Raw genomic sequence first — 333 nt, forward strand, 5'->3', positions numbered from 1 at the left:
TGATTAGCCAGGAAGCAACCGAAGCCAGCCAAACCATTCCCGCATGATGAGCGGAGCAGGACGCGCGATGCTGCAAAACACGCCCGAATAATGCTTCCAGAGACCAGCCAAACAGTGGCCTAACGCCCAAGGTAAGCGGCGCCGGAAGGAGCGCAGCGACTGCAGGGCACCAACAAGGCCCATGAAAATGGCGAAGCCATGGGCCTTGTTGGCGGGTGCTTGCCCGTCTTTAGTGGACAGCGGCATGCGTTAGGTGCCTGAGTTCAAAGGCGGCCGGTGGCATGTATCCGATGCTGGAGTGCAATCGGTGCTGGTTGTAGAACTGGATGTAGC

The 333-nt window shown here is 58.6% G+C and carries 1 protein-coding gene; it reads right to left on the reverse strand.

Features of this window, described 5'->3' with window-relative positions; genetic code table 11:
• Positions 1-3 precede the first annotated feature (3 nt).
• Positions 4-246 (reverse strand): hypothetical protein, encoded by a 243-nt coding sequence (locus tag EYS42_RS16980; RefSeq protein ID WP_130969395.1) that lies wholly within the window; start codon positions 244-246, stop codon positions 4-6.
• Positions 247-333 lie beyond the last annotated feature (87 nt).

This window comes from Aquabacterium lacunae (assembly GCF_004310865.1).
Classification (GTDB): Bacteria; Pseudomonadota; Gammaproteobacteria; order Burkholderiales; family Burkholderiaceae_C; genus Aquabacterium; species Aquabacterium lacunae.